The sequence below is a fragment of the Nocardioides sp. genome, from assembly GCF_047606145.1.
Classification (GTDB): Bacteria; Actinomycetota; Actinomycetes; order Propionibacteriales; family Nocardioidaceae; genus Nocardioides.
In genome coordinates this window covers 45,517-65,213 of sequence record NZ_JASGET010000084.1, presented here as the reverse complement: position 1 = coordinate 65,213, position 19,697 = coordinate 45,517, and the positions used below count along the sequence as shown (strand labels likewise).

General features: G+C 71.7%; 20 protein-coding genes. 14 read left to right on the top strand and 6 right to left on the bottom strand.

Annotated elements, in window-relative coordinates:
• The first annotated feature begins 17 nt into the window (after positions 1-17).
• Both rsmA and QM638_RS10335 read left to right on the top strand, forming a co-directional pair.
• Positions 18-878, top strand: coding sequence for a 16S rRNA (adenine(1518)-N(6)/adenine(1519)-N(6))-dimethyltransferase RsmA (rsmA, locus tag QM638_RS10340; RefSeq protein ID WP_415141888.1), 861 nt, complete (start codon positions 18-20; stop codon positions 876-878).
• A complete protein-coding gene (locus tag QM638_RS10335; protein ID WP_415141887.1) occupies positions 875-1,795 on the top strand; it encodes a 4-(cytidine 5'-diphospho)-2-C-methyl-D-erythritol kinase in 921 nt (306 codons plus the stop codon). Before rsmA ends, QM638_RS10335 begins: the two co-directional genes overlap by 4 nt.
• Positions 1,796-1,840: 45 nt before the next feature.
• Here the strand turns inward: QM638_RS10335 and QM638_RS10330 are convergent, their stop codons facing one another.
• Positions 1,841-2,371, bottom strand: coding sequence for a flavin reductase family protein (locus QM638_RS10330; protein ID WP_415141886.1), 531 nt, complete (start codon positions 2,369-2,371; stop codon positions 1,841-1,843).
• Positions 2,372-2,407: 36 nt separating this feature from the next.
• On the opposite strand from QM638_RS10330, the gene QM638_RS10325 reads away from it, so the two are divergent.
• Positions 2,408-4,231, top strand: a complete 1,824-nt coding sequence (locus QM638_RS10325; protein ID WP_415141885.1) for an ABC-F family ATP-binding cassette domain-containing protein — start codon at positions 2,408-2,410, stop codon at positions 4,229-4,231.
• Positions 4,232-4,236: 5 nt separating this feature from the next.
• Here QM638_RS10325 and QM638_RS10320 read toward each other — a convergent pair whose 3' ends face one another.
• Positions 4,237-4,725, bottom strand: coding sequence for a MarR family winged helix-turn-helix transcriptional regulator (locus QM638_RS10320; RefSeq protein ID WP_415141884.1), 489 nt, complete (start codon positions 4,723-4,725; stop codon positions 4,237-4,239).
• A gap of 102 nt (positions 4,726-4,827) precedes the next feature.
• Between QM638_RS10320 and QM638_RS10315 the strand changes: the two genes are divergently transcribed.
• The 4 genes from QM638_RS10315 (at position 4,828) to miaB (ending at position 8,093) form a co-directional block, all read left to right on the top strand.
• Positions 4,828-5,607: a methyltransferase domain-containing protein gene (locus QM638_RS10315; RefSeq protein ID WP_415141883.1), complete on the top strand. Its 780-nt coding sequence runs from the start codon at positions 4,828-4,830 to the stop codon at positions 5,605-5,607.
• The gene (locus tag QM638_RS10310) at positions 5,604-5,984 is read left to right on the top strand and encodes a VOC family protein (RefSeq protein ID WP_415141882.1); all 381 of its coding nucleotides are present in this window, start codon (positions 5,604-5,606) and stop codon (positions 5,982-5,984) included. Before QM638_RS10315 ends, QM638_RS10310 begins: the two co-directional genes overlap by 4 nt.
• Before the next feature lie 59 nt (positions 5,985-6,043).
• On the top strand, positions 6,044-6,523 hold the full coding sequence (locus tag QM638_RS10305) for a hotdog fold domain-containing protein (RefSeq protein WP_415141881.1): 480 nt from the start codon (positions 6,044-6,046) through the stop codon (positions 6,521-6,523).
• A 64-nt stretch (positions 6,524-6,587) separates the two neighbouring features.
• Positions 6,588-8,093 (top strand): tRNA (N6-isopentenyl adenosine(37)-C2)-methylthiotransferase MiaB, encoded by a 1,506-nt coding sequence (miaB, locus tag QM638_RS10300; RefSeq protein ID WP_415141880.1) that lies wholly within the window; start codon positions 6,588-6,590, stop codon positions 8,091-8,093.
• Positions 8,094-8,174: 81 nt separating this feature from the next.
• On the opposite strand, the gene QM638_RS10295 is transcribed toward miaB, so the two are convergent.
• A complete protein-coding gene (locus QM638_RS10295; RefSeq protein ID WP_415141879.1) occupies positions 8,175-8,387 on the bottom strand; it encodes an antitoxin in 213 nt (70 codons plus the stop codon).
• 59 nt (positions 8,388-8,446) lie between these two features.
• On the opposite strand from QM638_RS10295, the gene miaA reads away from it, so the two are divergent.
• From miaA to QM638_RS10260, 7 genes are all read left to right on the top strand, one after another.
• Complete coding sequence (gene miaA, locus QM638_RS10290; protein WP_415141878.1) at positions 8,447-9,439, top strand: tRNA (adenosine(37)-N6)-dimethylallyltransferase MiaA; 993 nt, start codon at positions 8,447-8,449, stop codon at positions 9,437-9,439.
• Positions 9,436-10,059: an MSMEG_1061 family FMN-dependent PPOX-type flavoprotein gene (locus QM638_RS10285; RefSeq protein ID WP_415141877.1), complete on the top strand. Its 624-nt coding sequence runs from the start codon at positions 9,436-9,438 to the stop codon at positions 10,057-10,059. The genes miaA and QM638_RS10285 overlap by 4 nt, the downstream gene beginning before the upstream one ends.
• On the top strand, positions 10,059-10,907 hold the full coding sequence (gene dapF, locus QM638_RS10280) for a diaminopimelate epimerase (RefSeq protein WP_415141876.1): 849 nt from the start codon (positions 10,059-10,061) through the stop codon (positions 10,905-10,907). Before QM638_RS10285 ends, dapF begins: the two co-directional genes overlap by 1 nt.
• 54 nt (positions 10,908-10,961) lie before the next feature.
• On the top strand, positions 10,962-11,738 hold the full coding sequence (locus QM638_RS10275) for an SDR family oxidoreductase (RefSeq protein WP_415141875.1): 777 nt from the start codon (positions 10,962-10,964) through the stop codon (positions 11,736-11,738).
• Positions 11,739-11,805: 67 nt separating this feature from the next.
• A complete protein-coding gene (gene hflX, locus QM638_RS10270; RefSeq protein WP_415141874.1) occupies positions 11,806-13,320 on the top strand; it encodes a GTPase HflX in 1,515 nt (504 codons plus the stop codon).
• Positions 13,321-13,450: 130 nt separating this feature from the next.
• The gene (locus QM638_RS10265) at positions 13,451-14,167 is read left to right on the top strand and encodes an SGNH/GDSL hydrolase family protein (RefSeq protein WP_415141873.1); all 717 of its coding nucleotides are present in this window, start codon (positions 13,451-13,453) and stop codon (positions 14,165-14,167) included.
• Complete coding sequence (locus tag QM638_RS10260; protein WP_415141872.1) at positions 14,164-16,152, top strand: ATP-dependent DNA helicase; 1,989 nt, start codon at positions 14,164-14,166, stop codon at positions 16,150-16,152. Before QM638_RS10265 ends, QM638_RS10260 begins: the two co-directional genes overlap by 4 nt.
• Here the strand turns inward: QM638_RS10260 and QM638_RS10255 are convergent.
• From QM638_RS10255 to lexA, 3 genes are all read right to left on the bottom strand, one after another.
• Entirely contained in the window at positions 16,142-17,602 is a 1,461-nt protein-coding gene (locus QM638_RS10255) for an MXAN_6640 family putative metalloprotease (RefSeq protein ID WP_415141871.1), read from the bottom strand. The two genes, QM638_RS10260 and QM638_RS10255, sit on opposite strands and share 11 nt — an antisense overlap.
• 166 nt (positions 17,603-17,768) lie before the next feature.
• On the bottom strand, positions 17,769-18,617 hold the full coding sequence (locus QM638_RS10250) for a phosphatase PAP2 family protein (protein WP_415141870.1): 849 nt from the start codon (positions 18,615-18,617) through the stop codon (positions 17,769-17,771).
• Positions 18,618-18,758: 141 nt separating this feature from the next.
• Entirely contained in the window at positions 18,759-19,520 is a 762-nt protein-coding gene (gene lexA / locus QM638_RS10245) for a transcriptional repressor LexA (protein ID WP_415141869.1), read from the bottom strand.
• Positions 19,521-19,697: the final 177 nt, after the last annotated feature.

The following is a 19,697-nucleotide window of genomic DNA, read 5'->3' as shown; positions in this document are numbered from 1 at the left end:
CGGTTAGGGTGCCCCCTATGACAGCGCCGCGACTGCTCGGACCGACCGAGGTCCGGGCGCTGGCGGCCGAGCTGGACCTGCGGCCGACCAAGCAGCGGGGCCAGAACTTCGTGATCGACGCCAACACGGTGCGACGCATCGTGCGCGAGTCGGGGGTCGGATCCGACGACGTCGTCATCGAGGTCGGTCCCGGCCTCGGCTCGCTGACTCTGGCGCTGCTCGAGGTCGCCCGTCGGGTCACCGCCATCGAGATCGACCCGGTGCTGGCCGGGCGGCTGCCACGCACCATCGCCGAGTTCGCCCCGGACCGGTCGGCGCACTTCGGCCTGGTCACCGCCGACGCGCTCCGGGTCGCCGAGCTGCCCGGGCCGCCGGCCACGGCGCTGGTGGCCAACCTGCCCTACAACGTCTCCGTCCCGGTGCTGCTGCACCTGATGGCGCTGGTCCCCACCCTGCGCCGGGGGCTGGTGATGGTGCAGGCCGAGGTCGCCGACCGGCTGGCCGCGAAGCCCGGCAGCCGTACCTACGGAGTGCCGAGCGTCAAGGCGGCCTGGTACGCCGACGTCCGCCGGGCCGGGGCGATCGGTCGGAACGTGTTCTGGCCCGCCCCGAACGTCGACTCCGGTCTGGTCGCCTGGACCCATCGCGATCCGCCGTCGACCGCCGTCGGCCGCGAGCAGGTCTTCGCCGTGGTCGATGCCGCCTTCGCCCACCGCCGCAAGGCGCTCCGAGGGGCGCTCCGGTCGTTGGCCGGCTCCGCCGAGGGGGCGGAGGCGGCGCTGGTCGCGGCCGGCGTCGATCCGATGGCCCGTGGCGAGGCGCTGGGCATCGCGGAGTTCGTCCGGATCGCGGAGGAGATCCGGGAGATCACGCGGTGAGTGCCGACCCGGGCCTCACGGTCCGCGCCGCGGCGAAGATCAACCTCTATCTGGGGGTCGGCCCGGTGCGGCCCGACGGGTTCCATCCGTTGGCCACCGTCTACCAGGCGATCGGCCTCTACGACGACGTCACCGTCGCGGACGCGGACCGGTGGTCGGTCTCCATCGAGGCCGCCCCGGGGATCGCCGGCGACCAGGTCCCGCTCGGCGCCGACAACATCGCGGTGCGGGCCGGGCGGTCACTGGCCGCCCGGCATGGTCTGGACCGGGCCGCGGCGATCGCGATCCACAAGGGCATCCCGGTCGCCGGTGGCCTGGCCGGGGGCTCGGCCGACGCCGCGGCGACGCTGCTCGCGCTCGACCGGCTCTGGGAGCTGGACACGCCGGAGGACGAGCTGTTGGCACTCGCCGGCGACCTGGGCTCCGACGTGCCCTTCGCCCTCCTCGGCGGGACCGCCAGCGGCCACGGGCGCGGCGAGCTCGTCGAACCGGTCGCCGATCGCGGCAGCTGGTGGTGGGTCGTCGTCGGCAACGAGACCGGCCTGTCCACCCCGGCGGTCTACCGTGCCTTCGACGAGCACACCGGCACCGCCCACGACCCGGTGATCCCGGCCGCGCTGTTCGCGGCGCTCGCCGCCGGTGAGGCGGACCGGCTGGCCGCGAGCCTCGCCAACGACCTGCACGAGCCCGCCCTCGCGGTACGGCCCGATCTCGGCCGTACGTTCGCCCACGGTCGGTCGGCCGGTGCGCTCGCCACGCTGCTCTCCGGATCCGGCCCCACCGTCCTGCTGCTGGCCCGCGACGCCACCCATGCCCGGCTGTTGGCCGCCGAGCTCGGCAGCCTCGGTCACGAGCGGGTCTGGGTCGCGCCGGGCCCGGTGGCCGGCGCCCACCAGCTCACCGGGCTCATTGGCTGAGGCCGGACTCGTCGGTCGAGATCGGAGTCGGCCGGATCCTCGGCCTCACACGAAGTCGGCGAACTCCAGCCAGTCCTCGGCGTTCGAGCGGGTCGCGGGGGAGAAGCGGCCGTACTGGCCGGAGAAGAAGATGAGCGGCGCCACCGAGCGCACCACCTCCATCCCGTCGACGGCGCACATCACGATGTCGTGGTCGCCGGCCTCGATCCGATGCGCGAGATGACAGTGCACCCGCGCCACCACGCCGTCCAGAGCCGGGGCGCCGTACGGCGAGGTCGTCCAGGCGATCCGGTCGAACCTGTCCGGCGCACGACCCGCCAGCGTGCGGCACAGCTCGAGCTGGTCGGCCGCCACCACGTTCACGCAGAACGTCTCGGCGTCGCGCAGCCGAGCGTAGGTCCGGGACGAGCGCTGCGGCAGGAAGGAGACCAGCGGCGGGTCGAGCGAGACGGCGCTGAAGGTGCCGACCACCATGCCCACCGGCGCGTCCTCGACCAGGGCCGTCACCACCACCACGCCGGTCGGGTGGTGCCCCATCACGGTGCGGTACAGGGTCGGGTCGATCGACGCGCTCATGGCAGCCATTGTCGCGTAGCGGAGAATGGGTCCGACATGGCGAATCTGGTGAACCTCGAACACGTCGGGAAGTCGTACGGCGTCCGGCCGCTGCTGAGCGACGTCTCGCTCGGCGTCAACGCCGGCGACCGCGTCGGCATCGTGGGCCGCAACGGCGACGGCAAGACCACCCTGGTGGAGGTGATGGCCGGCCTGACCGAGCCCGACCGGGGCAGGGTGTCGCGCCGGCGCGGCCTGCTGGTGGGCTACCTGCCCCAGGGCGACCGGCTGGAGGACACCCACAGCGTCCGCGAGGCGGTGCTGCGCGGGCGCAGCGACCACGAGTGGGCGGCCGACCCACGCACCCGGGAGGTCGTCGAGGAGCTGCTGGTCGGGATCGAGCTCGACCGCGCCGTACTCGGGCTCTCCGGCGGCGAGCGCCGTCGCTGTGCGCTGGCCGAGCTGCTGCTCGGTGACCACGACCTGATGGTGCTCGACGAGCCGACCAACCACCTCGACGTGGAGGCGGTCTCCTGGCTGGCGCGGCACCTGGCGCGCCGCGGCTGCGCGGTGGTCGTGGTCACCCACGACCGCTGGTTCCTGGACGCGGTGTGCGAGTGGACCTGGGAGGTGCACGACGGCGCGGTCGACATCTACCAGGGCGGGTATGCGGCGTTCGTGCTGGCCAAGGCCGAGCGACAGCGACAGGCGAGCGCCAGCGAGACACGCCGCCAGAACCTGGTGCGCAAGGAGCTCGCCTGGCTCCGCCGCGGGGCACCGGCCCGCACCTCCAAGCCGAGGTTCCGGATCGAGGCGGCCAACCAGCTGATCGAGGACGTGCCACCGCCACGGGACCGGTTCGAGCTGCAGCGGTTCGCCACCCAGCGGCTGGGCAAGGACGTGATCGACGTCGAGGACGTCGATCTGGTGCGCGGTGAGCGCGCGCTGCTGCGCCACGCCACCTGGCGGATCGGTCCGGGGATGAGGATCGGGATCGTCGGGGTCAACGGCGCCGGCAAGACCTCGGTGCTCTCCCTGCTCGCCGGCTCGTTGGCGCCGGTCGCCGGGCGGGTGCGGCACGGACGCACGGTCGCGCTGCGGTATCTGACCCAGGACGTCGAGGCGACCGACCCGGAGGCACGGGTGCTGCCCACCCTGGAGTCGCTGCGGCGGGTGACCAAGACGCTCGACGGCCAGGAGCTGAGCGCGACCGCGCTGTTGGAGCGCTTCGGGTTCACCGGGGACAAGCTCGTCGCCCGCGTCGGCGACCTCTCCGGCGGCGAGCGCCGGCGCTTCCAGCTCCTCCGGCTGCTGCTCGAGGAGCCCAATGTGCTGCTGCTCGACGAACCCACCAACGACCTCGACATCGAGACCCTCACCGTGATCGAGGACTTCCTGGACGGCTGGCCGGGCACCCTGATCGTGGTCTCGCACGACCGCTACTTCCTGGAGCGGGTCACCGACTCGGTGTGGGCTCTGCTCGGGGACGGGCAGATCTCGATGCTGCCCCGCGGGGTCGAGGAGTACCTCGAGCGACGCCACGTCGAGTCCGCCCTCGGAACCCGCGAGTCCGCCCTCGGAACCCGCGAGTCCGCCCTCGGAACCGGCGAGTCGGTCCCTGGAACCGCCGAGTCGGCCGATACGCCGGCCAAGGCCCGCGCGGGCTCGGCCGAGGAGCGCGAGGCCCGCAAGACGATCGCTCGGGTCGACCGGCGGCTGGAGCGGATCGCCGAACGGGAGGAGAAGCTCAACGCCGCGATGGCGGAGAGCGCCAGCGACTACGCCAGGCTGGCCGAGCTGAGCGCGGAGCTGGACGCCGCGGCGAAGCAGCGGGCGGACCTCGAGCTGGAGTGGCTGGCGGCCGCCGAGCTCCTGGAATAGCCGGCTCAGCCGGAGAACGGCGCCAGCAGCCGCCGCAGCAGCCCGGCCAGCTGATCCTGCTGACGAGCGTCGAGCTCGCCGAGGAAGGTGCGCTCGGCGTCCAGCAGCGCCCCGAAGGCGCCATCGACGGCCGCCTTGCCCTCGGGCGTGAGCCGGACGAGTACGCCGCGGCGGTCGGCCGGGTCGGGCAGACGCTCCACCAGGCCGCGCGCGGTCAGCCGGTCCACCCGGTTGGTCATGGTGCCGCTGGTCACCAGCGTCTCGCGCAGCAGGCGCCCGGGCGAGAGCTCGTACGGCGTCCCGGCTCGGCGCAGTGCCGCCAGCACGTCGAACTCCCAGGACTCGATGCCGTGTGCGGTGAAGGCGTCGCGCCGGGCGAGGTCGAGATGCCGGGAGAGTCGGGAGAGCCGGGAGAAGACGGCGACCGGCGCGACGTCGAGGTCGGGGCGCTCGCGTGCCCACGCCTCGCTCAGGTCATCCACCTCGTCCCGCACGATCCGAGATTAGCCGATGACGGATCCATCGAGAATCTTGACATCGAGAAGACGGTGTCGCAGAGTGGATATATCTCGATATCAAGAGACTTGGGAGGCGCCATGTCCGAGGCCTGGGATCCGGATCGCTATCTGGCCTACGCCGATGAGCGCGGCCGCCCGTTCGTCGAGCTGATCGCGCGGATCGCGGCCGTCGAGCCCGCCACGGTGGTCGACCTCGGCTGCGGCCCCGGCAACCTCACCGCCCTGCTCGCCACCCGCTGGCCCGGGGCGCGGGTCCACGGGGTCGACAGCAGTGCGGCGATGATCGCCAAGGCCCGTGCCGGGCGTCCGGAGGCCTCCTTCGAGATCGCCGATCTGCGCGACTGGGCGTCCTCGGCGGCGCCGGCGGGCATCGACGTACTCGTCTCCAACGCGGCGCTGCAATGGGTGCCCGGGCATCTCGAGCTGCTGCCCGCGCTGGTGCGGACCGTCGCGCCCGGCGGCTGGTTCGCCTTCCAGGTGCCGGGCAACTTCGCCGAGCCGAGTCACGTGCTGCGTGCCGAACTGGCCGCCGAGCCGCCGTACGACGCCTACACCGGCGACCTGGCGGCGCCGGCCTCGCACGATCCGGTCGTCTACCTCGACGCGTTGCGTGCGCTCGGCCTGGAGGTCGACGCCTGGGAGACCACCTATCTGCATCAGCTCACCGGCGAGGACCCGGTGTTCGACTGGATCTCGGGCACCAGCCTGCGGCCCACGGCGGCCGCGCTGCCCGACGAGCTGTGGCCGCAGTTCAGCGCCGAGCTGCGCCGCCGCCTCGCGGCGGCCTATCCGGTGCGCGCCGGCCGGGTGACGTTGCCGTTCCGGCGGATCTTCGTCGTCGCACGGAGGCCGGCATGAGGCTCCATCACGTCCAGGTCGGGCTCCCGGCCGGCGGTGAGGACCGGGCGCGAGACTTCTATGCCACCGGGCTGGGCCTGACCGAGATCGCCAAGCCGGCCGAGCTGGCCCGGCGTGGTGGGGTCTGGTTCCGCTCGCCGGGCGGTGCCGAGATCCACCTCGGCGTCGAGGATCCGCACCGCCCACCGCGGCGGGCGCATCCCGCCCTCGCGGTCGACTCCGAGGCCGAACTCGAGGCGCTCGGCGACCATCTGGCCGAGCTCGGCCACGACGTGGACTGGTCGCAGCGCGAGAACGCCGAGGCCTTCCAGCGATTCCACGTCCACGACCCGTTCGGCAACCGCATCGAGGTCGTCTGGGTGGTCGCCGAGGGGTAGCGAGGGCGCCGGGCCGACCGGCGACGTGGCGGTCGATTACCGATGAGTAGCATGAGGTCATGCCGCAGCTCTACGACCTCTGGAAGATCCTGACGGGCGCGCCCGTCGCCGGGCGTCTCGCCGGCAAGCGGGTCTTCAGCCTCGCCTTCGCCCGCAAGGCGCCGTACTTCGGCTCCATCCACCCGCTGGTCAACCAGCTGCGGCCGAACTACGCCGAGGTGGTGGTGCCGAACCGGAGGTCGGTCCACAACCACCTCGGCACCGTGCATGCCATCGCGCTGTGCAACGGACTGGAGATGGCGATGGGTGCCCTCGCCGAGGCGACCATCCCCGCCGACAAGCGCTGGATCCCCAAGGGGATGGAGGTCGCCTACACCGCCAAGGCGACCAGCGACATCACCTGCATCGCCGAGACGGACCCGGGACAGTGGACCGCCGACGACCCCGATCTGCCGGTCCGGGTGCGCGGTGTGCGAGACGACGGCACGGTCGTCATCGAGGGCGTGATCAGGCTCTGGGTGACGCCGAAGAAGCGCTGAGCCCGCCCGGGCCGAGCTTCGCGGTTCCCCGACCGCTCGCCGCTCGCCGTAGGCTGAGGGGGTTATGAGCAGCGCCGCGCCACCGAGGACCTACGAGGTCCGCACCTACGGGTGCCAGATGAACGTCCACGACTCCGAGCGCCTCTCCGGGCTGCTGGAGGATGCCGGGTACGTCGCCGCGGCGGATGGCTCGTCGGCCGACGTGGTCGTCTTCAACACCTGTGCGGTCCGGGAGAACGCGGACAACAAGCTCTACGGCAACCTCGGTCACCTGGCGCCGATCAAGGCCGCCCGCCCGGGCATGCAGATCGCGGTCGGCGGGTGTCTGGCCCAGAAGGACCGCGAGACCATCACCACCCGGGCGCCCTGGGTCGACGTCGTCTTCGGCACCCACAACATCGGCGCGCTGCCGGTGCTGCTGGAGCGGGCCAGGATCGCCGAGGAGGCCCAGGTCGAGATCCTCGAGAGCCTCGACGTCTTCCCCTCCACCCTGCCGACCAAGCGCGAGTCGGCCTACGCCGCCTGGGTGTCGATCTCGGTCGGCTGCAACAACACCTGCACCTTCTGCATCGTGCCCAGCCTGCGCGGCAAGGAGAAGGATCGCCGTCCCGGCGACATCCTCGCCGAGATCCGTGCGCTGGTCGCCGAGGGCGTCACCGAGGTCACCCTGCTCGGCCAGAACGTCAACGCCTACGGGGTCGAGTTCGGCGACCGGCAGGCGTTCTCCAAGCTGCTGCGCGCCTGCGGTGAGATCGAGGGTCTCGAGCGGGTCCGGTTCACCAGTCCGCACCCGGCCGAGTTCACCGACGACGTGATCGAGGCGATGGCCGAGACCCCCAACGTGATGCCCAGCCTGCACATGCCGCTGCAGTCCGGCTCGGACGCGGTGCTGCGCGCGATGCGCCGCTCCTACCGCTCCGCGAGGTACCTCGGCATCATCGAGCGGGTCCGGGCCGCGATCCCGCATGCCGCCATCACCACCGACATCATCGTCGGCTTCCCCGGCGAGACCGAGGAGGACTTCGCCGCCACCCTCGACGTGGTGCGCCGGGCTCGCTTCTCCTCCGCCTTCACCTTCCAGTACTCGATCCGGCCCGGCACGCCTGCCGCGGACCTGCCCGGCCAGGTCGACCCGGGCGTGGTCAAGGATCGCTACGGCCGGCTGGTCGAGGTGGTCAACGAGATCGCCTGGGCGGAGAACAGGCGGCTGGTCGGGGCGACCCTGGAGCTCATGGTCGCCGAGGGCGAGGGGCGCAAGGACGCCGAGACCCATCGGCTCTCCGGCCGCGCGCCCGACAACCGGCTGGTGCACTTCTCCGCCCTCGACGCCGCGGGACGGCCGATCGAGGTGCGGCCGGGGGACATGGTCACCGTCGAGGTCACCTACGCCGCCCCGCACCATCTGGTGGCGGACGGCCCGGTCAGGTCGGTGCGCGCGACCCGCTCGGGCGATGCCTGGGCGGCCCGCCAGGCCCGCCCCGCGGAGTCCGGCGGGACCCGATCGGTGGGGCTGGGGATGCCGTCGGTCGGCGTACCGGAGCCGTTGCCGGCCGCCCCGGTCTGCGGCTGAGCGCACCGAGCGCCCGGACGGCGCCGACGACGATGGCGCCGGCCACGAGAGGTCGCCGGCGCCATCGGGGTGGGTGTCTATCTAGTTGTTGTCGAGGCCCTCGACGGCGTCCTTGGCCTTCTCCGCGCCGGTGTCGATCTGGTCGCTGAACTTGCCACCGGTCTTGTCGTCGGCGGTGTCCGCCGCCTTGTCGATGCCGTCGGAGACCTTGTCGCCGCCGATCTTGTCGACCACGTCGCCGAGCTTGTCCTTCGCCTCGTCGAGCGCGTCCTTGGCCTTGTCGATGAAGCTCATGCATCCCCCTGGGAGTCGGTGGTTCTCGAGACGGAACCGTTACCGGACACACTAATCACATGGCATCGCTGGACAATAGGTCATCGTCGGTGAACTCGGTGAACATCGTGCCGATCGTGGCCGTCGTCGGGGCCACCGCGACGGGCAAGACCGCGTTGTCGCTCGATCTCGCCGAGGCGCTCGGCGGGGAGATCGTCAACACCGACGCCATGCAGCTCTACCGCGGCATGGACATCGGTACGGCGAAGCTGCCGACCGCGGAGCGCCGCGGGATCCGGCACCACCTGCTCGATCTCCTCGAGGTCACCGAGCCGGCCAGCGTCGCCGAGTTCCAGCAGCGGGCGCGGTCGGTGATGGCCGATCTTCGCGCCCGACGGATCGCCCCGGTACTCGTCGGGGGCAGCGCGCTCTACACCCGCGCGGTGATCGACCGGTTCGACTTTCCCGGCACCGCGCCCGAGGTCCGTGCTCGGCTCGAGCGCGAGCTCGCCGAGGAGGGTCCGCAGGTCCTCCATGACCGGCTGCGCGGACTCGACCCGGAGGCGGCGGCCCGGATCGAGTCCGGCAACGCGCGCCGTACGGTCCGCGCGCTGGAGGTCATCGAGCTGACCGGACGACCGTTCACCGCCTCGCTGCCGCGGCTGGAGTACGCCGATCCCGCGACCGTCCAGATCGGCGTCGACATCGACCGGCCGACGTTGGATGCGCGGATCGAGCAGCGGGTGGCCGAGATGTTCGAGGCCGGTCTGGTGGCCGAGGTCGAGGCACTGCTCACCGCCGGCCTGGCGCAGAGTCGCACGGCGGCGATGGCGATCGGCTACCGCGAGGTCATCGCCCTGCTCACCGGTGAGCTGAGCGAGGCCGAGGCGCGGGCGAGGACGGTGAGCGCCACCAGGCGCTTCGCTCGGCGGCAGGACGCCTGGTTCCGCAAGGATCCGCGGATCGTCTGGGTCGGCTTCGACGACCCCGACCGGCTGGCCACGGCGCTGGCGGCCGTCACCGCCACGGTGAGCGCGCGGCAGGTGGCCTCCGGCCGTAGGCTGGAGCGGTGAGCTGGACCGAGATCGAGACCCTCGACGAGCTTGTCGACCTGGTCGGGGAGCCGCTGCCGCGGGTGCGGGACAAGGTGCGCCGCAGCCTGGTCGACGCCGACCGCGACTGGCTGGCGGCGACGCCCTTCTGCATGGTCGCGACCGGCGACGAGCTGGGCAACCTGGACGTCTCGCCCAAGGGCGACCCGGCCGGACAACTCGTGCACGTCCTGGACGAGGTGACCATCGCCATCGCCGAGCGCCCGGGCAACCGGCGGATGGACGGATACAAGAACGTGCTGGTCAACCCGCACGTCGGCGTCAACTTCGTGATCCCCGGGCGCGGCGACACGCTGCGGATCAACGGCCGGGCCCGGCTGATCAGGGAGGCGCCGTTCCTCGAGGAGATGGCGATCCGTGGCCGACGCCCGATCCTGGCGCTGGTGGTGGACATCGAGGAGGTCTTCCACCACTGCGCCAAGGCGTTCCTGCGCAGCAGTCTGTGGGACCCCGAGACCTGGCATCCCACCGACCGGGTGCCACCGCGAGCGGTGCTCGCCCGGACCGTCGACCGCGACCCTCGCAGCCCGGAGGAGCTGGACAGCTACTACGGCGCGCGCTACGCCGAGGCGCTCTACTGATGTCGGGTCCGGGCTATGAGTTCGTGAAGGGCCACGGCACCGAGAACGACTTCGTGCTGTTGCCGGACCCCGACGGCAGCGTCCACGGCGAGCTGAGCGTCGATCGGGTGCGGGCGCTGTGCGACCGGCACGCCGGGATCGGTGCCGACGGGGTGCTCCGGGTGGTCCGCACCGCGGCCTATCCGGGTGCCGATCGACCCGCCAGCGCCGCCGAGTGGTTCATGGACTACCGCAACGCCGACGGCAGCCGCGCCGAGATGTGCGGCAACGGCACCAGGGTCTTCGCCGAGTACCTCAGCCGCGCGGGCCTGGCCGACCCGGACGGGCTCACCGTCGCCACCCGCGCCGGCGACCGGAGCCTGCATCGCAACGGCGCGGGCGAGTGGACGGTCGACCTCGGTCGCCCGGGCTTCACCGGTTGGTCCCAGATCGAGGTGACCTCATCCGACCGGACCTGGCGAGCCCGGGGGATCGACCTGGGCAACCCGCATGCGGTCGTCTTCCTCGACGCCTGCCTGGGCGCCCTCGACCTCACCAGCGCACCCGGGCACGACCCGGCGGCATACCCGAACGGCGTCAACGTGGAGTTCGTCGAGCGGGCCGGCGAGGGGCGGCTGCGGATGCGGGTGCACGAGCGTGGGGTGGGGGAGACCCGGAGCTGCGGTACCGGCGTCGGAGCCGCGGCACTCGCCGCGATGGAGGCCGACGGCGCCGGTGGTGCGGGTGGCGCGGCGACGTACCTGGTGGAGGTGCCGGGCGGGCGGCTCGGCGTGACCTGGACCGACGAGGACCGGGTGCTGCTGGCCGGACCCGCCGCCCTGGTGGCGACCGGTCACACCGACCTCTGATCCGGTGCCCGTCCCCGCCATGGGCGGGACAGGAGTCCGGTTAGGCTCCGGGCCATGGAGCTGACCAACACCACCGCGATCGTCACCGGCGGCGCCTCCGGGATCGGCGAGGCCTGCGCCCGCGCGCTCGCGGCGGCGGGGGCGCGCGTCGTCATCGCCGACCTGCAGGACGAGGCGGGCGAGGCGCTCGCCGGCGAGATCGGCGGAGTCTTCGCCCACCTCGACGTCACCGACTCCGCCCAGATCACCGAGGTGGTGGAGCGGGCCGGCGAGATCGCGCCGCTGCGGGCGCTGGTCAACTCGGCCGGCATCGCCACCGCGGTCCGCACCATCGGTCGCGACGGCGAGATCGCCTCGGCGTTCCCGATGGACACGTTCGCGAGCGTCGTCCGGGTGAACCTGCTGGGCACCTTCGACATGGTCCGGCAGGCGGCCACCGTGATGAGCCGCAACGAGCCCGACGCCAACAACGGTCGCGGCGCGATCGTCAACATGGCCAGCGTGGCGGCCTTCGACGGCCAGACCGGGCAGGCGGCGTACAGCGCGAGCAAGGGCGGCGTCGTCGGTCTCACCCTCCCGCTGGCCCGCGACCTGTCGAGTGCCGGCATCCGGGTCAACACCATCGCCCCGGGGCTGATCGACACCCCGATCTACAACTCGTTCCCCGACCCCGAGGAGTTCAAGGCCCAGCTCGGTGCCTCGGTGCTCTTCCCCAAGCGCCTCGGCGCGCCCGCGGAGCTGGCCCGGATGGCGATCGAGCTGATCACCAACGACTACATGAACGGTGAGACCATCCGGGTCGACGGGGGCATCCGGCTGCCACCGAAGTGAGTGGCCGCCCGGTGAGCAGGGAAAGGGTTCGCCTCGATGACCGGGGCGAACGTAGTCTTGTCCGGGTATGACTAACGCACCTGACTTCTCTCTCGAGACCGAGCTCGAGGCCACCGTCGGCTGGGACGAGCCGGACGACGCCGGGGACCTCGTCTCCGGGTACGCCGATGACGCCGATCCCGAGTCCGACCCTGAGGCCGACGCCGAGGCCGATCCCACCTCCGGCGCCCTGGAGCTCGCCGAGCGGCACGCCCTGCGGCGCATCGCGAGCCTGCGCACCGAGCTCGAGGACATCACCGAGGTCGAGTATCGCCAGCTCCGCCTTGAGCGGGTGGTGCTCGTCGGCGTCTGGGCCGGCGGCGCCCAGTCTGATGCCGAGAACTCCCTGGCCGAGCTGGCGCTGCTCGCCGAGACCGCCGGCTCGGAGGTCCTCGAGGCGGTCTACCAGCGGCGACAGGCACCCGACCCGGCGACCTACATCGGCCGGGGCAAGGTGGAGGCGATCAAGGAGATCGTCCAGGCCACCGGTGCCGACACGGTCATCGCCGACGGCGAGCTCGCCCCCAGCCAGCTGCGCAACCTGGAGGACCGGCTCGGGGTCAAGGTGGTCGACCGGACGGCGCTGATCCTCGACATCTTCGCCCAGCACGCGAAGTCCAGGGAGGGCCAGGCCCAGGTCGAGCTGGCCCAGCTGAACTACATGAAGCAGCGGTTGCGGGGTTGGGGCGGCAACCTCTCCCGCCAGGCCGGCGGCCGGGTCGCCGGCGGCGCCGGGATCGGTGGCCGCGGCCCCGGTGAGACCAAGATCGAGACCGATCGGCGCCGGATCAACACCAAGATCGCCAAGCTCAACCGCGATCTGCGCGAGATGAAGTCGACCCGCGACACCAAGCGGGCCAGCCGCCGTCGGCACAAGATCCCCGCGGTCGCCATCGCCGGCTACACCAACGCCGGCAAGTCCTCGCTGCTCAACCGGCTCACCGACGCGGGCGTGCTGGTGGAGGACGCGCTGTTCGCCACCCTGGACCCCACCACGCGGCGTACGACGACCTCCGACGGCCGGGTCTACACCATGTCCGACACGGTGGGATTCGTCCGCCACCTGCCGCATCAGCTCGTTGAGGCGTTCCGATCGACCCTGGAGGAGGTCGCCGACGCCGATCTGATCGTGCACGTGGTCGACGGGTCGCATCCCGACCCGGAGGGACAGCTCTCGGCGGTGCGGGAGGTCTTCGCCGAGATCGGCGCGGCCGACGTACCGGAGCTGGTGATGGTCAACAAGACCGACCTCGCCGATCCGCTGGTGGTGCAGCGACTGCTGCGTACCGAGCCGCACGCCGTCGCGGTCTCCGCGCGCACCGGCGCAGGCATCGAGGAGGCGCTGGGCGCGGTCGAGGCCGACCTGCCGCGACCCTCGGTGGAGGTCGCGGTGCTGCTGCCCTACGAGCGCGGCGACCTGGTCAACCGCATGCACCAGCACGGCGAGATCGACCACCTGGAGCACACCGGTGAGGGCACCGTGATCCGCGGGCGGGCGAACGGCGACCTGGCCGGCGAGCTGGCGCCGTACTCACTGCGCTGAGGTTCGCGCCGGGATCCGGCCGCCAGGCCCCGGGGGTGCGGTCGCGGGGCGGTCGGCTGTGTCCAGATCGACGGACTCTCTCGGGGCGTCCTCCCTGGATCCGGGCCCGGTTCGGGGGATCATGCTGGCCATGCGTGCGGTCAGGGCCTGGATCAGTTGTGCCCTGGCGGTACTCATCGCCGGCACCGTGCTGGCCGCGTGCGGCAACGACGACCGGGCCCACCATGCCGCGAACCTCCAGCCCGAGGTCGCGCAGAGCATCTGCGCCACCTACCGGGCCCGGGCCGCGCAACGGCTCGCGCTGGTCACCGGACACGGCCCGCGGGTGGTGGTCATCGGGGACTCCTGGTCGGTGGGCCGGCACCTGCCCAGCCTGCGGCTGACCTGGCCGGTGTATCTGCACGGTCGGGTGCACGTCTCCGCCTTCCCGGGCTCCGGGTTCGCCGAGCGCGACATGGCCCGCTGCGGTCAGGTCTCCTTCGCCGACCGTGCTGCCAACGCGCTGCGCCAGGGTGCCTCGCTGGTCGTGGTCGAGGGCGGCATCAACGACGTGGGGCGTTCGACCGCCGCCATCACCAGCGGTTTCCGGCGGTTGATGCACGAGCTGGCCGGCTACCGGGTGGTGATCGTCGGTCCGGCGCGGGCGCCGCGACGCGGCAACGCGGTGTTCCGGGTGGATCGGCTGCTGCACCGACTCGCCGAGCGTGCCGGCGTCGACTACATCCGCACCCTCGACCTCACGCTGACCTACCTGCCGGACCGGCTGCATCCCACGGTCGCCGGGCACCGCATCTTCGGCAGGACGGTCGCCCGCCGGATCGCCGCCCTGGGTAGGGTGCAGCGGTGAGTGCCGAGCAGACGACGACCCCGGTCGCGGAGGCACTCGGCGCGGCCGTCGAGGCACTCGGCGGTCACGAGCGTGCCGGCCAGGTGAGGATGGCCGAGGCGGTGGCGAGCGCGCTGGGCGACCAGGAGCACCTGGTGGTCCAGGCCGGCACCGGCACCGGCAAGTCGCTCGCCTACCTGGTCCCCGCGCTGCTGCACGACCAGCGGGTGGTGGTCGCCACCGCGACGCTGGCCCTGCAACACCAGCTGGTCGAACGCGACCTGCCGCGGCTGGTCGAGGCGATCGGCGCCAGACCGGGGGTGGACGGCCGGTTCGCGGTGCTCAAGGGGCGCAGCAACTACGCCTGCCTGCACCGCATCCGTGAGGGGGTCCCGGACGACCAGGGCACGCTGGTCGACGTGCCGCTGGGGCCGATGGCCTCGAAGGTGCTCGAGCTGCGCACGTGGGCGGAGAAGCAGGCCGAGGACGGTGGCTCGGGCGAGCGCGACGCCGCGCCGCGGCACACCGACCGCGAGTGGCGCCAGGTGAGCGTCGGGCACCGGGACTGTCTGGGCGCGGCCAAGTGCCCGTTCGGCGAGGAGTGCTTCGTCGAGGTGGCCCGGGAGAAGGCGCACGGCAGCCACGTCATCGTCACCAACCATTCGATGCTGGCGATCGACGCGATCGAGGGCATCCCGATGATCCCGGAGTACGACGCGGTGGTGGTCGACGAGGCGCACGAGCTGGTCGCCCGGGTCACCCAGGCCGCCACCGCCGAGCTGTCCGCCCCCGAGGTGGAGCGGGCGGCGCGCCGCTCCCAGCGTCACGTGGACGGCACCGAGGCCGACGACCTCGCCGACGCGGGCGACACGCTGCGGGCGGCGCTGGGCGAGGCGCGGCCGGGCCGGCTGGACGAGATCCCGGAGGCGATCGCGGACGCCCTCGCGCTGGTGCGTGACGCCGCCCGGGCGGCGATGTCGGCGTACCCGAAGAGCAGCGACGGCGACGCGCCCGACGCCGGACTGCAGCAGGCCCGCGGCACGGTCCAGGAGGTCTTCACGATCGCCGAGCGGATGGCGGCGTCCAGTGAGGCCGACGTGCTCTGGCTGGCCGAGGGCACCGAGCGGATCCCGCCGCGACTGTGCATCGCGCCGCTGCAGGTCTGGGCGCAGATGCGGGAGAAGCTGTTGACCGAGAAGACGGTCGTGTTCACCAGCGCGACCCTCAAGCTCGGTGGGGACTTCGGGCCGGTGGCCGGCTCGCTCGGGCTGAAGGCGGACGAGCGGACCGAGCCCGGCTCTCCCCAGCCGCGCACCGGCGACCGGCTGCCGTGGGTGGGCATCGACGTGGGCAGTCCGTTCGACTACGCCCGGCAGGCGATCCTGTACGTCGCCCGGCATCTGCCGCCGCCCGGGCGCGACGGTCTCGGCGAGGCCTGCCTGGCCGAGATCGTCGACCTGGTCGACGCCGCCGACGGGCGCGCGCTGGGGCTGTTCTCCAGCAGGCGGGCGGCGGAGGCCGCCGCCGAGGTGGTGCGGGCCCGGCTGCCACACCTGACCACCCTGGCGCAGGGCGACGCGCAGCTGCCCGAGCTCGCCGCCCAGTTCCTCGCCGACCCGCACACGGTGCTGTTCGGCACCCTGAGCCTGTGGCAGGGCCTGGACGTGCCGGGTGACACCTGCCAGCTGGTGATGATCGACCGGATCCCGTTCCCGCGACCCGACGACCCGCTGATGTCAGCTCGGCAACGCGCCGCCGATCGTGCCGGCGGCAACGGCTTCATGCAGGTGGCGGCCACCCACGCGGCGCTGCTGCTGGCGCAGGGCGCCGGCAGGCTCATCCGCACCACCACCGACCGAGGAGTGGTGGCGATCCTCGACCCGCGACTCGCCACCGCTCGCTACGGCGCGTTCCTCAAGGCATCGCTGCCGCCGATGTGGGCGACGACCGACCCGGCCGTCGCCCGCCAGGCGTTGGCGCGCCTGGCCGCCGGCGTCAGCTCCTGACCAGCTTGGTGCTCCAGGCCTCCTTGAGGTGGCCGGTGGTGGGCTTGCCACCGCAGGCGTAGGCGGTGTCGTTGCCACACTTCTTGAACCCGTGGCCGGTGTTGACCAGGGTGATCTCCACCTTCGTGACCGAGGCGCCGAAGCCGACGACGACCGAACCCGCACCGTGCTTGTTGAGCTTGACCGAGCGGACGTGCGGATGCCCGGCGCGGTAGACGGTCACCTTGGCCACGCTGACGGTCGGCTTGGCGAGCTTGACGCGGACCTTGAGGCTCCAGCCCCCGGACAGCGAGCCCCGGTTCACCCGCTCACTGGCCGAGGCGAGGTGGGCGACCTTGAAGCTTCCGGAGGCCTTCTTCTTGCTCTTCGAGAGCTTGGTCTGGCCGGTGATGCGGGCGATCGGGTAGTTGTTGGCCTTGCCCTCGCGGTAGCTGACCTTCGGGTGGTGGTTGGCCTCGGTGAAGGCGGCGTACATCTTCTTCAGGCTGCTTCCGCGAGCCGCCAGGGTCTTGCTGATCGCCTGCACGGAGTACTGGTCGTGGCTGCTGCCGCGGGAGCTGTCCGCGCGACGCCAGATGCCGAGGATCAACGACGGCAGCGAGCCCTTCTTGCTCTTGAAGTGCTCGGTCAGGTAGCGGAAGAAGATCCAGTTGCCGTAGACGCCGAAGGTGGTCGTCTTGTCGAGCGAGGTCCGCGGGCGCTTGAGTTGCCCGTAGGGCAGGTACTGCAGGTTGTCGTTGATGTTGGTGTACAGCTGGTCCTCGGCCCAGACCGCCGTTCCCTCCATCAGCCAGGTGTCCTCGTTGTAGTCGTAGGCGAACTGCACGGAGTGGAAGTACTCGTGCGCCGCGGTCACCTTGAGGTTCTGCAGCGGCGTGTTGCTCGGGTACTGCGTGGAGGAGTAGTCGTTGTCGAGCACGCAGTACGCGGTCGCCACGTGGGACCCCTTCGGGCCGGCCTTCTGCTGGTCCGGCACGCAGTAGCCGTAGTAGCCCTGGGAGGCGACGTCCTTGAGATAGACGTCCATGTAGTTGGTCTTGCCGCCGGTGCTGCCGTCACCCACCGGACGGCGGTAACCGGCCTTGACGTAGGTCTTGCTGACGTGTGCGACGACGGCGAGGGTCTTCTTCGCCCAGGCCGTGGTCGTGCTCGACCCGTAGTGCACGCACACCTTCTGGGCGGTGTTGCAGATGCGCTTGCTCGCCGAGGGCCGGGCCAGCACCTTGGCCGCCTGCGCCTTGTCGCTCTCGTTGAGCTCGCCGCGTTGGCGCCACAGACTGGTCAGCGCCATCGTCGCGTCCTGCCCGGAGTCGTCGGCGAGCTGGTCCTGGGCGTCTTCGGGGGTCTTGGTCGACACGGCCTCCTGAGCGTCCTCGAGGGCGTTGACCGCGTCCGGCGTGGAGGTGTCGTCGTCGGTCGCGACGCCGCTGGCCTGCACCGTGCCCACCACCTCCGCATGGTGCCTCGTCGATGCGGCCGAGGCCGGCACGGTGGCTGCCGCGGTGGAGACGACGGCGAGCGCCGCTACGGTCAGCAGAACAGCTGGACGGGGAAGGGATCGCATGAGATACCAGACGGTCGAGGGCAGGTCAGGCCACCGGTGTCCGGCGAGTGACTCAACCCGAGGAGCGACCCCCCGATCGCTCACCGGATGCACCAACGGCCGCTGGCAGTCTAGGCCCTGAGGTAAAGGCCGAGACGGCCACCACGCCCGCAACGATCACAATCCAGCCGACGATTACGTCCAGGGTCCAGTGGTTGCCGGTGCCCACCACCACCACGGCGGTCAGCAGCGCACCGAGCCAGGCGAGCACCTTGGCGATGCGGGAGCGAGCATTGCGGGTGACCACCAGCGCCACCCACAGCGACCAGCCGCAGTGCAGCGAGGGGAACGCGGCCAGCTCGTTGGTCAGGTCACCCATCCCCTTGGGGGCCGACGCGTCGGCCCCCCACCAGCCCTGGTCCGCGTGCAGCAGCAGGATGTCGTGGTACTCGTGCGGCAGGAACCGGGGCGGCGCGGTGGGCAGCATCAGGTAGAGCGCCAAGGCCAGTGCGGTGCCGATCACCAGCGCCCGGCGGGCCGGCAAGTACCGCTCGCGGCCCCGGGCGTAGAGCCAGATCAGCACGCCCAGGGTCAGGATGTAATGCGCCGTGGAGTACCAGTAGCAGGCCAGCAGGCCGATGGTGCCGTGGTCGACGAAGAAGCTGTTGAGCGCGCGCTCCCAGTCCAGCCCGATGGCCTGCTCGATGTGCAGCAGCTGATGGGCACGGGTCATCGCCTCCTCGCGGTTGTCACTGGCGAAGAGGCGCGAGCCGGTGTAAGCGACGTACAGCACCGTGATCAGGAGCAGCTCGCGGACCCCGGCCCGTACGCCGGCCAGCCGCTGCCACCACGACCGCGGCGCCGCTGTCGGCGGGGACGTCGTGGCGACGTCGCCGGTCTCGATCATGGCGGTGCCTGGCATCGACTCCGGAGCGGTCCTCCCGCCGGTCGTCTGCTCCTGCACGTCGCCCCCGCCGATTGAGATGCTGTGAGTCTCCTAGGTTAGACCGAGAAGACTCCGGAGTGCCTCGGGGTTTACCCCGGTACACCGCAAGGAAACCCCTCAGAGGCTACGCAGGACGGCTGTCACCTTGCCGAGGATGGTGGCATGGGTGCCGTCGATCGGGTCGTAGGCCTCGTTGTGCGGCAGCAGCCAGACGTGCCCGTCCCGGCGCTGGAAGGTCTTCACGGTGGCCTCGCCGTCGATCATGGCGGCGACGATCTCGCCGTTCTCCGCGACGCCCTGCTGGCGCACGACCACATAGTCGCCGTCGCAGATCGCGGCGTCGACCATCGAGTCTCCGGAGACCGAGAGCAGGAAGAGCTGGCCATCGCCCACCAGCTGTCGCGGCAGCGGGAAGATGTCCTCGTAGCTCTGCCGGCTGGAGGTCTCCTCCGCCAGGATCGGTCCGCCGGCGGCGATCCGGCCGACCAGCGGCACGTAGGAGGCCTCCGGCCTCAGATCGCCCACGTCGGTCTCGTCGAAGGCGGTCTCCTCGGCGGCGGAGATCGACTTGCGTGCCGCGAGCACCTCGGGCAGGAACACCTCGAGTGCACGGGGCCGGTGCGGATCGCGCTTGATGAAGCCCTTCTGCTCGAGCACCTTCAGCTGGTGGGCCACGCTGCTCGTGCTGGTCAGACCGACCGCCGAGCCGATCTCCCGCATGCTCGGTGGGTAGCCCTTCTTCTCGATGCAGTCGCGCAGGTGGGACAGGATCCGCTGCTGGCGCGGCGTCAGGCCGGTGCCGTCGGGCGGGCCGTCGGGCAGCTCGCGAACGCTGCCGCCACGAGTGGTGCGTGTGCGCGTCGGAGGTTGGGTTGTCATGGTTGCCACGGTAGACCTGAGCCCGGCCGACTTCAAACATCTGTTCGAAGCGTGTCGGCGGAGAATGCGGCGTGAAGGTGCGGCACGGACTGCGGAGAGGGCCTCGAGGAGGTCGTCGAACGTGCGGGAGGTTTGGCGATCAGACACAATGAGCCTGTGGCGGCCAAGTCAGGGGGG

What these genes read in the sequence shown, in the direction of transcription:
- rsmA (WP_415141888.1), top strand. Translation starts at nt 18, where the DNA reads ATGACAGCGCCGCGACTGCTCGGACCGACCGAGGTCCGGGCGCTGGCG.
- QM638_RS10330 (WP_415141886.1), bottom strand. Translation starts at nt 2,371, where the DNA reads ATGAGCGCGTCGATCGACCCGACCCTGTACCGCACCGTGATGGGGCAC.
- QM638_RS10325 (WP_415141885.1), top strand. Translation starts at nt 2,408, where the DNA reads ATGGCGAATCTGGTGAACCTCGAACACGTCGGGAAGTCGTACGGCGTC.
- QM638_RS10315 (WP_415141883.1), top strand. Translation starts at nt 4,828, where the DNA reads ATGTCCGAGGCCTGGGATCCGGATCGCTATCTGGCCTACGCCGATGAG.
- QM638_RS10310 (WP_415141882.1), top strand. Translation starts at nt 5,604, where the DNA reads ATGAGGCTCCATCACGTCCAGGTCGGGCTCCCGGCCGGCGGTGAGGAC.
- QM638_RS10305 (WP_415141881.1), top strand. Translation starts at nt 6,044, where the DNA reads ATGCCGCAGCTCTACGACCTCTGGAAGATCCTGACGGGCGCGCCCGTC.
- miaB (WP_415141880.1), top strand. Translation starts at nt 6,588, where the DNA reads ATGAGCAGCGCCGCGCCACCGAGGACCTACGAGGTCCGCACCTACGGG.
- QM638_RS10295 (WP_415141879.1), bottom strand. Translation starts at nt 8,387, where the DNA reads ATGAGCTTCATCGACAAGGCCAAGGACGCGCTCGACGAGGCGAAGGAC.
- miaA (WP_415141878.1), top strand. Translation starts at nt 8,447, where the DNA reads ATGGCATCGCTGGACAATAGGTCATCGTCGGTGAACTCGGTGAACATC.
- dapF (WP_415141876.1), top strand. Translation starts at nt 10,059, where the DNA reads ATGTCGGGTCCGGGCTATGAGTTCGTGAAGGGCCACGGCACCGAGAAC.
- QM638_RS10275 (WP_415141875.1), top strand. Translation starts at nt 10,962, where the DNA reads ATGGAGCTGACCAACACCACCGCGATCGTCACCGGCGGCGCCTCCGGG.
- hflX (WP_415141874.1), top strand. Translation starts at nt 11,806, where the DNA reads ATGACTAACGCACCTGACTTCTCTCTCGAGACCGAGCTCGAGGCCACC.
- QM638_RS10265 (WP_415141873.1), top strand. Translation starts at nt 13,451, where the DNA reads ATGCGTGCGGTCAGGGCCTGGATCAGTTGTGCCCTGGCGGTACTCATC.
- QM638_RS10250 (WP_415141870.1), bottom strand. Translation starts at nt 18,617, where the DNA reads ATGCCAGGCACCGCCATGATCGAGACCGGCGACGTCGCCACGACGTCC.
- lexA (WP_415141869.1), bottom strand. Translation starts at nt 19,520, where the DNA reads ATGACAACCCAACCTCCGACGCGCACACGCACCACTCGTGGCGGCAGC.